The sequence below is a fragment of the Myxococcus dinghuensis genome (assembly GCF_024198235.1).
Taxonomy (GTDB): Bacteria; Myxococcota; Myxococcia; order Myxococcales; family Myxococcaceae; genus Myxococcus; species Myxococcus dinghuensis.
The window spans coordinates 1-13414 of the sequence record NZ_JAKCFB010000059.1; the positions used below are offsets into that span (position 1 = coordinate 1).

General features: G+C 71.4%; 11 protein-coding genes. 5 read left to right on the plus strand and 6 right to left on the minus strand.

Annotated features, from left to right (window positions below):
• The coding region (locus LZ198_RS39470) for a transposase (protein ID WP_253977332.1) at positions 1–398 on the plus strand (398 nt) is incomplete at its 5' end.
• Between the two features lie 623 nt (positions 399–1021).
• Here LZ198_RS39470 and LZ198_RS39475 read toward each other — a convergent pair.
• The 3 genes from LZ198_RS39475 to LZ198_RS39485 form a co-directional block, all read right to left on the minus strand.
• Entirely contained in the window at positions 1022–2002 is a 981-nt protein-coding gene (locus LZ198_RS39475; RefSeq protein WP_253977333.1) for an alpha/beta hydrolase family protein, read from the minus strand.
• Entirely contained in the window at positions 1999–2829 is an 831-nt protein-coding gene (locus tag LZ198_RS39480; protein WP_253977334.1) for a serine aminopeptidase domain-containing protein, read from the minus strand. Before LZ198_RS39480 ends, LZ198_RS39475 begins: the two co-directional genes overlap by 4 nt.
• Before the next feature lie 153 nt (positions 2830–2982).
• Positions 2983–4020, minus strand: coding sequence for an AraC family transcriptional regulator (locus LZ198_RS39485; protein ID WP_253977335.1), 1038 nt, complete (start codon positions 4018–4020; stop codon positions 2983–2985).
• 95 nt (positions 4021–4115) lie between these two features.
• On the opposite strand from LZ198_RS39485, the gene LZ198_RS39490 reads away from it, so the two are divergent.
• Positions 4116–4901 (plus strand): class I SAM-dependent methyltransferase, encoded by a 786-nt coding sequence (locus tag LZ198_RS39490; RefSeq protein WP_253977336.1) that lies wholly within the window; start codon positions 4116–4118, stop codon positions 4899–4901.
• Positions 4902–4911: 10 nt separating this feature from the next.
• Here LZ198_RS39490 and LZ198_RS39495 read toward each other — a convergent pair whose 3' ends face one another.
• Positions 4912–5730, minus strand: coding sequence for an SEL1-like repeat protein (locus tag LZ198_RS39495; protein WP_253977337.1), 819 nt, complete (start codon positions 5728–5730; stop codon positions 4912–4914).
• Positions 5731–5988: 258 nt separating this feature from the next.
• Between LZ198_RS39495 and LZ198_RS39500 the strand changes: the two genes are divergently transcribed.
• Positions 5989–7269, plus strand: coding sequence for an endonuclease/exonuclease/phosphatase family protein (locus LZ198_RS39500; RefSeq protein WP_253977338.1), 1281 nt, complete (start codon positions 5989–5991; stop codon positions 7267–7269).
• Between the two features lie 27 nt (positions 7270–7296).
• Here LZ198_RS39500 and LZ198_RS39505 read toward each other — a convergent pair whose 3' ends face one another.
• Entirely contained in the window at positions 7297–8037 is a 741-nt protein-coding gene (locus tag LZ198_RS39505) for a peptidoglycan-binding domain-containing protein (RefSeq protein WP_253977339.1), read from the minus strand.
• Positions 8038–8126: 89 nt separating this feature from the next.
• The gene (locus tag LZ198_RS39510) at positions 8127–8450 is read right to left on the minus strand and encodes a hypothetical protein (RefSeq protein ID WP_253977340.1); all 324 of its coding nucleotides are present in this window, start codon (positions 8448–8450) and stop codon (positions 8127–8129) included.
• Positions 8451–8638: 188 nt separating this feature from the next.
• On the opposite strand from LZ198_RS39510, the gene LZ198_RS39515 reads away from it, so the two are divergent.
• Complete coding sequence (locus LZ198_RS39515; RefSeq protein WP_253977341.1) at positions 8639–10381, plus strand: N-acyl-D-amino-acid deacylase family protein; 1743 nt, start codon at positions 8639–8641, stop codon at positions 10379–10381.
• Between the two features lie 320 nt (positions 10382–10701).
• Complete coding sequence (locus LZ198_RS39520; RefSeq protein WP_253977342.1) at positions 10702–13407, plus strand: CHAT domain-containing protein; 2706 nt, start codon at positions 10702–10704, stop codon at positions 13405–13407.
• Positions 13408–13414 lie beyond the last annotated feature (7 nt).

Here is a 13414-nt window from a genome sequence, read left to right on the forward strand (position 1 = left end):
CCCAGGGGCTGCCCCTCACCGAATCCGTGACGGCCGCCAACGTGCACGACACCCACGAACTCTTCCCGCTCCTCGACTCCGTGCCTGCCGTGAGAATGCCCTCGGGTCAGCGTCGGCTCCGTCCTGGGAAGCTGCATGGCGACAAGGCCTACGCTTCCAGGAAGAACCGACGTGGGTTGCGCCTGCGCGGCATCGCATCGCGCATTGCCCGTCCAGGCGTTGAATCCAAGGAGAGACTCGGTCTCTACCGCTGGGTCGTGGAACGAACCCAGGCCTGGAAGAACCAGTTCCGCCGGCTTCGAGTCCGCGACGAACGCAGGGACGATGTCCACTTCGGCTTCCTCGTCCTCGGTTGCTGCCTCATGCTCCTGCGCCGCCTCTACCCTGACATTTGTTAGAGCCTGTTAACCCTGAGCGCACCGGATTTGCTTCTGCCATTTTCCCATGATGCAAAATCAAGCACATACACACCCAGATGCGACACCCCTCTCACTCACAGGATGAGTTCTCCTCGAACATATTCCCCGGCTCAGCTCTCTCCTGAAGCAACACCTTCGCATCCCACGTCGGCACATCCAGCACCGCATCCCCTCGCCGGCCCAATACGCGGCGCCTTGGGCAGCATCCACGCTCGACTGTGTTGGGTGAGAGCCTTGAGCGCCTTCTTGCTGGAATGGACCGAGGCGTTGTCGAGGACGAGGTGGATGCGACGTGTCCCTCCGAAACGCGCAGGCCAGACGAAAGAGGAGCTGGATGAAGCGGGTGCGGGGCCTTGGTCCTGCTATCCACCGACCTCCCCGTGCGAACGTTGAGCGCTCCAGTCAGATTGCACTTCTGGTTGTTGCCGGGCGTCACTACAGCGCCTTGGCGGTTGGCGTGACACCAGGCTCCTCACCCCACGACCGCAACCACCAGGCACTTCGGTAGGTGAGTGGGCAGCCCCTCTTGGCTCCCCACGGAAGCAGCACCTTCCCGCGCATTGTGGAGCCCCTCGACGGAGGGACGACCCGAAGTCTGCGCCTCAGCCGACCGCGCGCTCCTGGCCCTGGAATCCCGTCGTACCGAGAGGCAGGGCCGAGAACCCCTCTCCGAAGTGCTCCGTGGCCCAATGCGAGAGCTGCTCCACGCACGCGGCGATGGCGCCGCCGGTGGTGAAGATGTGATTCGTCCCCGCCAGCCGCAGCCGCCGGAGATGGGGATACGACAGGTCAGGCAGCGCGGCCCGGTGGATGCGCGCGAAGAACACGTCGCGCAGCTTCCCCTCGGCGGTGATGACTAGCAATGGCATGCCGCGCTCCACCGCCCGCTGCCACGCACGCACCAGCGGCACGTTCGCCACCGCCGGCAACGACCCCCAGTCCATCAACCAGTCGAGCACCTTCTGCCGGGGGAACGGCACGAAGCGGAACAGCCGCGCGTACTCGTTCTCGCGCGTGAGCATCCGCATCCAGCCCCAGTACGAGAAGAGCTTCGACGTCACCCGCCCCAGCCGTCCCCGCGTCGACACGCTCCCCTGCCCCTCCGCCTCGTCCCGTGTCGCGTGGGCCTCTTGTTCGGAGAGGTAGAACTCCGGCTCGAACATGAACAGCCCACGCGTGCGCTCCGGCTCCTGGTCCGCGAGCAACAACGCCGTCGTCGCCGCGCCGCACAGGCCCCCCATCACCATGCCCTCCAGCCCATACCGCCGCAGCAGCTCCGCGCGCGCCGCGCCCGCCACCTCCACGAAGCCCCCCTGGCAGACGCGCTGATACAGCTCCGCCGTGGTGTCCGGCAGTGCCCCCGCCGAGTCCCCCAGCCCGGGCAGGTCCACGCGGAAGCACGGGAAGCCCTGCGCCGCGAGCCGATCCGCGGCCAGCACCGCCAGGTCTCCATGACCCGCGCGGGGAACATGTCCCGGGTTGAAGAAGAGCACGCCCACCGGGCGCCGAGGCCCCGACGCGGGCGGATGATACGTGCCCCAGAGGCGATGCCCCTTCACGTCGAGCTGGATGAGCTCCCTCATGAGCGCACTCCCTCGCCTGGCGCCGTCGCACCGGTCGACGTGACGAACGACAGGCCATCCTCGTAAAGCGGTCCCAGCTCCGGCAAAAGCCGGTTGCTGGTCGTCCAGAAGAACGGCCGGGGAGCCCGCACCGAATGGCTCCGGCCCGGCGCGAGGAAGCGCTCCACGGGACGACCATCGAGGTGGACCACGCGCCAGGGCCGGGCCTCTTCCCGCTCCGGAATCGCCAGGTCATAGCCCACCGCGCTGCGCCACAATCCCCGCGACCACGCTTGCCCCTCCACCTCCACCCGATTGCCAGCCTCCAGGGCCGCGACGTAGTCGTCGCGCGAGCGCGCCTCACCCCCCGTCCCCTCCAGGTTGTCCGCGGCCACCTTGCGGCGCAGCACCTCCATCAGGTGCGTCCGCCCAGACTCCGGCGGCTCCCACATCAACAGGCCCTCGACCGGCTCCGTGCAGAACACCCGCGCCGCCAGGAGCGCTCCCAGGCGCAACCCATGCACCACCACCGGCACTCCGGGACTCAGGCGACGCAGGTGCTCCAGCCCCGTACGCAGGTCCTCCTCCCAGCGAGGGAACGTCGCGTCCTCGAAGCGCCCCGTGCTCTCGCCGCACCCGCGATAATCCAAGCGCAGCACCTCCACGCCCTTCGAGGCGAGGTAGCGCGCCCAACGGACCCACACCACGTAGCCATGCGCCCGCTCCAACCCCAATGGGCCCGCGAGCAAGACGGCGGCGCGGCGCTCCTGCTCCGCGCGGTGATGGACGCAATACAACGAGTCCTCACCCTGGGCGATGTACCCAGGCGATTCATCCCGTGCCGTCATGTAGGTGGTGATTCCCCCGCTTTGATTTGACGCGATGCTAGAGATTCGCTTCGCAGCGAGTCAAACAATCGTTGTCAGACGCAATGCACGACGCCGCCCGCTGCGTGAGGCCGAACCCGACGGTCCTCCGCGACCCACGCGAAGCAGGTTGCGTCACTCGGGGACGCGCGGGTGCGCTCGGCGGAACTGCTCCGGGCTCATGCCCCACCAGCGCTTGAAGGCGCGATGGAAGGCCGCGGGTTCGGCGTAGCCCAGCAGGAAGGACACCTCCGCGATGGCCATCCGCCGTCGCAGGTAGGTCTCCGACAGCTCGCGCCGGAGCGCGTCGACGATGGCCGCGTAGCGCTGGCCCTCGTCCGCGAGTCGGCGCTGCAAGGTCCGCGGAGACATGCGCAAGGATTGCGCGATCCCCCCGAAGGAGCAGTCGCCCCCCGCGAGCGTGCGCCGGACCTGCTCGCGAACACGCCCCGTCAGGGTGCTCACGTCCGGGAGCCGCTCCAACGCGCGCGAGGCCTGTCGCTCGAACATGGCGTGCAACAAACCATCCGCGTGGACGAACGGGCGCCGGGCGTCCTCGTGGGAGAACTCGATGTCGTTGAACGGCGCGCCGAACTCCAGCGGACACCGGAAGAGGGCCTCGTGTTCGCGCACGTCACTCGGCGCCGCGTGGACGAAGCGCACGCGCAAGGGCTTCACGTCCGCGCCGGTGAAGGCACTCACCCCCGTGGCGAGCTGGCTCATCGCGGCCTCCACCAGGTGACGGTGCGCCGGGCGCCAGGCCCCCACGGGCGTGAACCGCATGCGCACGCCCCGCTCGGTGTCCTCCACGCGGAAGCGCTCTCCGTCCCCCCAGACACGCTGGTAGCGACAGCCCCGCTCCAGGGAGTCGCGCAGCGTGGCGCTCGTGAGCACCACGAACGTCGCCGGGTCGTCCAGGTCCACCACCTCCACCCGGGCGATGTGCAGGCCCAGGTTGGCGTCCCCGGCCCCCGCCGCCATGCGCTCCAGCAGATCATCCAACAAGGCGTAGGGGACGCGCAGCTCCGGGTCGTCCAGGTCGGCGAGCCCCAGACCAGCGGACTCCCGGAGCCAGGCCTCCACCGGCAACCCTCGTCGGCTGGCGAGGTGGAGTGCCTGACGCGCCATGCGCGCGGACAGCGATGGCTCGCCGCTCGAGGTGGCCTTGCGCACGGGAGGCACCGTAGCCAGGGGTTGGCGCGCGCGGCAAGCCGTTCTGGCGCGCACGGGCACTGCGCGAGCGCCCCTTCGCGACGCACGCTCTCCCCATGCCCACCGTTCCCAGGCTGCACCTCTTCGAGTTCATCGACCAGGCGTGGTTCCCCCGTGCGTTGAGGGACCTCACCACCGACTATCTGCACACCGTGAGCAACCGGCTGGGGCTCTTCGACGGCGCCACGGCGGTGCTCGCCCGGGGGCTGCGCTCCGGACACACGCGGGAGCTGCTGGACCTGGGCTCCGGAGGTCGCGGGCCCCTGCCCCGGTTGAGACGCCTGCTCGCCGAACAGGAGGACCTGGAGGCCCGGGTCCTGCTCTCGGACAAGTATCCCAACGCCGAGGCGGCGGCGCGGGCGAGCGCGGAGGACGTCACCTACGTGGACCGGTCCGTCGACGCCCTGCGTGTGCCGGCGGACCTGCGCGGCATGCGGACCCTCTTCAACACCCTGCACCACTTCCGCCCCGAGGAGGTCCGCGCGGTGCTCTCGGATGCGATGGCGCGAGGGGTGCCCATCGCCGCCTTCGAGTCCGTGCGCCGCTCGCCCGCGGGCCTGTTCTCGATGTTGTGGGTGCCCCTGCTGGTGTGGCTCTTCACGCCGTGGGTGAGGCCCCTGACGCCGTTGCGGCTGGTGCTCACCTACGTCATCCCCGTGGCGCCGCTGCTCATCGCCTGGGATGGCGCGGTGTCCGCCCTGCGCATCCACTCCCCCGAGGAGCTGCGCGAACTCACCGCCACGCTCCCGTCCCCGGACTACGTCTGGGAGGTGGGCGAGGTGAAGGCACCGGGGAAGCCCCCCGTCTCCTACGTGCTCGGCCTGCCCACCCGAGCGGCGTGAGGTCGGCCGCTCACATGTGGGCGAGGATGTAGAGGGCGACGATGCCGTCCAGGCCGATGCCCACGGAGAAGTAGCCAGGGCTGCCGCGGGAGAAGCCAGCCGCGAAGTTCAGGTGCCCCAGCGACTCCAGGCACAGCTTCGCGCCCACCTCGCCGCCCACGTTCACGCCGTCATAGCGGCCATGGTCGTCGAAGAGGCTTCCCGTCATCACGCGGCCGTAGGGCACGAACCACGACCTCACGTAGTGCTGATACGCCACGAAGCCATTGAGCTCCGACGTCATGCTCGCCGGGCTGAGGACGGCGTTCATGCCGAAGGCGATGCTGCGCTGGCGGAAGGCCATGGGCTGGATGTTGAACGACAGCTCGTGGCCGATGGGGTCCGACAGGTTGATGCGCATCGTGTACATCAGCTCGGTGACCGGGCTGAGCGCGGAGAGGGCCTCGCGATGCAGCCGCTCCGCGACGAGCGCGTCGTCGCCGATGTTGCGCCGCTCGTGCAGCTCCGCCAGGGCCAGCGCGGACTCGGGGCTCCCTGTCTCATACACCTTGGTGAGCGGCGCCTCCGCCCCCTTCAGGTCCCCGTCCTCCAGGCGCAGCCGCCCCGCCTGCTGGCAGCTATCGAGGTCGCCGCCGTCGCACGCCCGGCCGAAGGCCTCGATGGCGCGCGGCCGGTCGCCCTCGCGCAGCAGTTGGGCGCCCCACTCCGAGCACGGCAGGACGACCCCCTGCTCGCACGACTGCGGCACCGAGCGGGCCATGGGGGCGGTGGCACAGGCCATCCACACGGTGGCCGACAGCGACAGGGACAGCAGCGACACCTGCTTCATGTCCGCCAGTTAACCATGCTCACGACCCGCTCCGCCTCTCGCTTCCACACGGAGGCGGCGCCAGGGGGCTCATTTCCCCGTCCGCCCCCCGGCCCGCCGAGGTTTCCCGCCCACCCGTCCATGGTGGCATGCCCCTGGCCAGCGGGTGGAAGCGCGCAGAACTTGAGGGCATCCAGGAGGATTGGTGGACACCGCCGCTCGCAAGCCCGACTCGCCGTTCACGCGTCCCCGGCCGGGACGCCCGCCCCCGGAGTCCGTATGAAGATGCCCGAGGTCCTGGAGCATCTTCCCGGGGTCGGCCCCTTCATCGGTCGCATGTCGGCGGGACCTGAAGGCCCCCCGCCACGGCGGGAGCCCACCCTCACGCTGGCGAACCTCGACGCGATGAAGCTGCCCGCCACGGAGCGACAGCTCGGCGACGGGCGGACGCTCGTCGTCCGTCACCCCGAGCCCCACCCGCCCCGGGGACCAGGTCTCACGGTGATGACCTTCAACATCCTGCTGGGTGGACTGCGTCGGGAGGCCCTGCTCGCGTACTTCGACGAGCTGGAGGCCGAGGGCCGGATGCCGGACGTGCTGGGGCTCCAGGAGGCCAACGTCCCCATCTCCGTCCTCCTGTCGTCGCGCTACGGCTTCCACCTGGCCTACTTCGGCCACGACGGCGGCCCTGGCGCCCGGCTCATCAACGGCAAGGCCTTCCTCTCGCGGCATCCGCTGGTCGACGCCGCGCACTTCACCTACGTCATCTCCGACGCCGAGCGCGCCGAGGCCATCCGCCGTCGCGACGGCGATGTCTGCGAGCTGCCCGAGGACCGCGGCGCGCTCTACGTCCGGTTGGACGTGGGCGGGGTACCGGTGGTGCTCTACAACCTGCACCACACGCTCGGGGACTCGGGCATGAACGCGCAGAACCTGCGGCAGCTCAACCTCCTGCTGCATCACCGGGAGGTCCCTCACGCCGTCGTCCTGGGTGACTTCAACGCGAACACCGCCATCAAACGTGGCGGCTCGTGGCTCATGGCCCACCTGAAGACGTATGACGACACGGACACCGTGGAGGAGTACGCGGTGCGCTATGGGGACCCTCACGCGAGCGTGGGGGACCGGGGCGTGGGCAACATCGCCGACCCACGCCTGCGCCACGAGCTGCACGTGCTGGAGCAGGGGCTCCCGGAGACCCTCGCCCACGCGACCGTGGCGAACGTGCGCCTGGCGAAGGACACGGTGATGTCGCCGAAGCAGGCGTGCGCGGAGCTGCGCTCGGGGCACATCCAGCGTGGCAGCGAGCACTGGCTGCGGCTCCAGGACATCGCCGACTGCGCCACCCTCACCTCGCTGCCGGACGAGCACGGCGTCGTGCCCGCGACGGGGAAGCGGTTCGACAACCTCTACGCGAGCCCCGAGCTGGAGCCCGTCCTCTTCGAGGTGGACCGCAGCACCGAGTCCTCGGACCACCAGCCCGTCATCGCGCACTACCGGCCCCGGCCCGTCCGGGCGAAGGACGGCGCCCCACCCCACCGGCCCGGGAACCCCACGTGAGGTCGAGGCGCCGCGGGCGGCTGCCCGTCAGAGGAGCACGAAGTCCACGCTCTTGAATCCCCGCGTGCGCGCGCAGACCTCGTAGCCCTCGTGCGCGCCCTCGTCGTTGGTGTTCGCCTCGATGGTCTGGAAGGTCTCCTCGTCGACCTCCGTGACGATGCCCGCGTGGGACCAGTCCCTGGGGGTCCGCCGTCGCAGGAAGAGGCTGCCCGGGTGGATGCGCGCGCGGTCCGCCGGAGCGGAGAGCGTGGACAGGAAGCCCCCTCGCGCACGAGCATTGGCGGCGAGCAGGTCGCACGAGTACGTGCGGTCCACGGCGACGGCGCTCCCCACGGCGCGCGCGGCCTGGTGCAGACAGAACGTCGCGAAGCCCGCGGCCCAGCTCCACGACGCGCCCTCGTGGCCATCCAGATACAAGCGCACCCAGGGGCCGCGATTGCGTCCCCCCACCTCGCGAGGACGCTGCGTCAGGTGCCGCGCCGCGCAGGCCACCACCAGTGCGCCCAGCGACCGGCCCTCCACCGGCAGCGGCGCCACCGCGGCGCGCATCGGAGCCACCAACCGGTCGAAGGTGTTCGCGTCGGCGACGCCGGAGACGGCGAGGCCCGCCCGCGACTGGAAGCGCTTCAGCGCCGCCTCCGTCGCGGGGCCGAATTCGCCGTCGATGGCCACCGCGAAGCCATTCAACGTGAGCCATTCCTGGATGCGCCGCACACCGGAGGCCACCTCACCCCGGCGATACACCTTGTCCAGCACGAGCTCGCTCATGGGCCAGCCCCCCGCCGGCCTCGGGGGAGGCCGTGGCGCGCATCCTGACAGGCCCACGGGCCTGGAGGCCAGACGGCCCCGACCTCGCGTCAATGGGAGGCGTCGCCCGGCGCCCCCGAGGGCTGCTGCTCATGGGGCCGCGCCTCCGGCGGTGGCGGCGGTGGTGGGACCTCCTGCCGCCCCGAGCCTCCCGCCCCTTCCTTGAAGCCCTCCGACGCCTCGTGGGCGGCTCCACGCACCTGGTCCGCCGACTCCTTCGCGCCCTCCTTCAAGTCCTTCGCCGCCTTCCCCACCTGGCGTCCCGCCTCGCGGGAATTTTCCTTGAAGGACTGCTCGTGTCTCTCATTGCAGCCCGCGAGGACCATGAGTCCCAACCCCAGCAACGCGGGCCACCTCCAGGCCTTTCCACTCATTGCACGCCTCCCGTGTCGTGAGCACCGTGGAACGTCCGGGAGCAAAGCTAGTCATCGGGGCAAGGGCGGGCGAAGCGGCGGGCGAGCGCTCCGAGGCACGAGGCGGCCCCATCCACCAGGCCGTGGCCCGCCGCGGCGGAGACATGCGACTGGAGTTCGGGAAGAGGACGGCCCTAGGCTGTCTGTCCATGGACGTCATCATCGAGAACGGACTCGTATTCGATGGTCAGGGCAACGCCCCGCGGCAACGTCACGTGGGCATCCAGGGTGGCACCATCGCCACGCTCTCCGAGGCGCCCATCCCCCGGGCGCCACACACGCGGGTCATCGACGCGCGGGGGCACTGGGTGACCCCCGGCTTCATCGACCTGCACACCCACTACGACGCGGAGGTGGAGCTGGCCCCGTCGCTGTCCGAGTCGGTGCGCCATGGCGTCACCACGGTGGTGATGGGCAGTTGCTCGCTGAGCCTGGCGGTGGGCACGCCCGAGGACCTGGCGGACATGTTCTGCCGGGTGGAGGCGATCCCCTACGCCACGGTGCGCTCGCTGCTGGAGGAGCGCAAGACGTGGGACACGCTGGGCGGCTACCTGGAGCACCTGGGCCAGTTGCCGCTGGGGCCGAACGTCGCGTCGTTCCTGGGCCACTCCGCGCTGCGCGCCCACACCCTGGGCCTGCGCCGGAGCCTGGAGCCGGGCGTGACGCCCACGAAGGACGAGCTGCGGCGGCTGGAGTCGCTGGTGAGCGAGGGGCTCGACCTGGGCTACCTGGGCCTGTCCATCATGACGCTCAAGTGGGACAAGATGGGCGGCGACCGGGACATCCGCAGCCGCCCCCTGCCCTCCACGTACGCGCGGTGGAGCGAGTACCGCCGGCTCACGCGGCTGCTGCGCGAGCGCGGGCGCATCTTCCAGGGCGTGCCCAACATCAGCACCAAGGTGAACGTGCTGCTGTTCCTGCTGGAGAGCATGGGCCTGTGGCGCAAGACGCTGAAGACCACGGTCATCTCCATGATGGACCCGCGCGCCAGCCGGGGCATCCACCGGCTCATCGGCGTGTTGTCGCAGGTGGCCAACCGGCTGTTCGGCGCCGACTTCCGCTGGCAGGCCCTGCCCGAGGTGTTCGACCTGTGGGCGGACGGCATCGACCTGGTCGTCTTCGAGGAGTTCGGCGCGGGGGCCGCGGCGCTCCATCTGCAGGACGCGGCGAAGCGCGCCGACCTCCTCAACGACACCGCCTACCGCACGCGCTTCCGCGGCCAGTGGACGAACAAGTTCCTGCCCCGGGCCTTCCACCGCGACTTCAACGAGTCGCGCATCCTCCTGTGTCCGGACGCGAGCGTGGTGGGCAAGTCCTTCGCGCAGGTGGCGAAGGAGCAGGGCCGCGACGCGGTGGACGTGTTCCTGGACCTGGTGGCCCGGCACGGCGACGCCCTGCGCTGGTACACCGTGATGGCCAATGATCGACTCGGGGAGCTGGAGCGCATCTGCAAGCACCCCGACGTCCTCATGGGCTTCTCGGACGCGGGCGCGCACCTGCGCAACATGGCCCACTACAACTTCCCGCTGCGCCTGCTGCGGCTGGTGCGGGAGGCGGAGAAGCGCGGCGCGCCGTTCATGACGGTCGAGCGCGCCGTCCACCGGCTCACCGGGGAGATTGGCGCGTGGCTCGGCCTGGACGCGGGTGTCGTCGCCGAGGGGCGCCGCGCCGACCTGGTGGTCGTCAACCCCGAGGGCCTGGACGAGAAGCTCGATGAAATCGCCGAGGCCCCCATGGAGAACTTCGGCGGCTTCGTGCGGCTGGTGCGCCGCAACGACGCGGCGGTGAAGAGCGTGCTCATCGCCGGACGCGAGGCCGTCAGCGAGGGCGCCGTCTCCCCCGCGCTCGGGCGCGAACGCGGCTTCGGCAGCGTGCTCCGCGCCCAGGCCTGACCCACGCCACACAGGTGACCCCCGGTGTGTCCCCGCCCTCGGTGCCCCGACACGGGCCCGGGCGGGACACCCTCCCTTCGTGCAGGGTCCATCTCGCCTCCCCGCCCCCCGCAGGGTCATGACTCACGCCGTCACGTCCGCTCCGCGATGCATCATCGCCGGCCCGATTTGTCCCCTCTGGGTGGATTGGCTTATGACTCTGGGTTGCAGTTCTGACTCCGCAACTGGGACGCGGGGTGACGGGGAGGGTCCAGCGGATGGTGGCCGGGCTGGATGCGCCAAGGTGGTCTCGACGCGTGCGCCGCGCGTTGCGCCCCCGTATGTGGCATCTGCTGCCATTGCTGGTGCTGCCGGCCCTGCTCATCGCGCGCTCGGGCCCGCTGCCGGGGCGCCGCTCCGCGCTGCTGTGGCTCACCGACGCGCCCACGCGCCCCCTCGAGGCGCGCGTCTCCGTGCCGGAGGCGGACGTGCACCGCCCCTACGTGCGTCCGCGCGTGGAGCGGCCCTCCGTCGCCGTGCCGCTGCGGGAGCTGGCGCGGCTGGAGGACCAGGGAGACCGGGCCGGCATCGCCGCGTCGTACCTCCTGCACGGTGACCCCCAGCAGGCGCTGGCCCACCTGGGCCAGGCCCCGGCGTCGCGGGACCGGGACAACGACCACGCCGTCGCCACGTTCCTGCTCGCTCGGCAGGACGACGCGCTCTCCGAGCTGGACGTGCTGCTGGAGCAGGCGCCGCGCCATCCCCAGGCCTTGTGGAACCGGGCGCTCGTGCTGAGGGAGATGGGGTTGTCCCTGCTGTCCGCGTCGGTCTTCGACGAGGTCGCCGCGCTGGGGGAGCCCGGCTGGGGCGCGGAGGCCCGGGAGCAGGCCACCACGTTGCGCGCGACGGTGAACGACCGGGCGGCGGGTTGGCGGCGCACCCAGGCGGCGCTCACGCGGCTCGCTACCGACGCGGACGCGCCCATCTCCCTGGAGGACGCGCGCCGCCACCCCGGCACGGCGCGAGCCCTGTTCTACGAGGCGGTGCGCATCGCCCCCACGTCCGCGCGCGTGCTGGCGCTCCTGCCCCTCGCGGCGTACCTGGACCAGGTCCATGGGAGCACCGCCCTCACCGAGCACGTGCGCCGGGTGGCCGCCCGCGACTTCCAGAAACGCGCGCCCCTGGCGGCCGACTACACACGTGCCCTGCAACACCCCGCCGACATGCCCGCGACGCTCCTCCAGCGGCTGCGGGCCTCCGGAGAGGACGACCTGCTGGTCGGGGCCCTGCTGCTGCCGCCGGGCGGGCGGGGCACGGCCACGGAGCTGGAGGCGTTGGCGCAGCGGTGGAACGACCCGTGGGTCGGCGTGCTGGTCCAGGACGAGCTCGCGCGGCAGGACGACCTCGCCGGCGAGTCCTGGCGCGCGGGGCAGCGGCTGCAGGGCGCGCTCGAGCTGTGCCGAGAGAAGCAACTGCGTCCGCGCTGCGCGGACCTCTTGCGCAAGATGAGTCACCGCGCCACCGCGTCCAACCGGCTGGCGGAGGCGGAGGAGACGGCTCGCGCGTCCTGGCGCGAGGCCCAGGCGGTGGGTGAATGGGAGCTGGAGTCCGCCGCGCTCCGCGCGCTCGCGCAGGCCGCCCGCTTCCAGTTCCGCGTCGCGTCCTCGCGCGCGTACCTGCTCGAATACCTCGCGCGGGCCCCGGACGACTGCGCGGTGAGGAACTACGTCTACCGCAACATGGCGGCGCTGGAGATGATGCAACTGCGCCCGCGGGCGGCGCGCAAGGCGCTGGACCAGGCCCAGGCGTGCGGCGCGCAGGTCGGACTGGTGGGGGCGTGGACGCTCGCGGACCTGGCGCGGTTGGACCCCCGCCCCACGGACGCCGGGCAGGTGCGGAGCGAGGTGGCGCGTTCGCGCGCGGACCGCGAGACACCCGGGCGGCGCGTGCTCACGACCCTCATCGAGGCGCGCATCGAGCTGGCGCGTGACCGGGCCGCCGGCAACGCCCTCCTGCGCAAGACCATCGCGGAGGCCGAGCCGCTGCTGCGCACGGACGCCGACGCACGGGACGCCCGCGCGGTGGCCTACCAGACGATGGCGGTGAGCGCGGGCGAGGCGGGGGCCTTCTCCGAGGTGCCCGACGTGGTCGCCGAGCAGCTCGGCGTCCACCGTCCGGGCCGGTGTGCCCTCGTCGCGGCGATGGAGGCCGAGCGCACCGTGGTGGTGGCGCTGGGCCGGTCGGGCGAGGTGCTCGGGCACCATGACGCCAGTCGCAAGGAGCCGCTGGGGGATGACCTGTCGGGCCTGGTCCCGGCGCCCCTGCTCGCGCTGCTGCGAAGCTGTCCCCAGGTGGAGGTGCTCGCGGCCCCGCCGCTCGACAGCCGCGCGGGACTGCTGCCGGCGGAGATGGCGTGGAGCTACCGCGTGGGCTCGACGGTCTCCGCGTCCGCGACCCCGACGACGCCCGTCCCGCCCATGCACCTCATGGTGGCCAACGTGGAGACGCCGTCGTCGCTCGGCCTGGCGAGGCTGTCGTCGTGGGAGTCCACGCCCGCGCCCATCGGCCGTTCGCTCGAGCTGGCCGGGGCGCAGGCCACGCCCTCGCGCGTGCTGGAGGCCATGGCGCAGGCGACCGACATCGAGTTCCACGCGCATGGCGTGGTGGACCGCAGCCTGTCGGAGGCGCCGGTCATCGCGCTCGCGCCGGAGTACGACGGCCGCTATGCGCTGACGTCGGAGGCGCTGCGGCAGGTGAAGCTCAAGGGCTCACCGGTGGTGCTGCTCGGGGCGTGCAGCGCGGCGCGGCTGCCGCCCCTGCTCCACCAGACGTCGTCGCTCCCGCAGGCGTTCATCGGCGCGGGGGCGCGCGCGGTGTTCGCCGCGACGGTGGACATCCCGGACTCGGCGGGTCGCTTCTTCCAGGGCGTGCGCGAGCGCATCCACGCGGGCGCCGCGCCGGCGGTGGCGTTGCGCGCCGAGCGCCTGCGGTGGCTGCGCGAGGTGCGCGGCGCGCCGTGGGTGACCCGCGTCCTGTTGTATGAGTAGCGGCGCC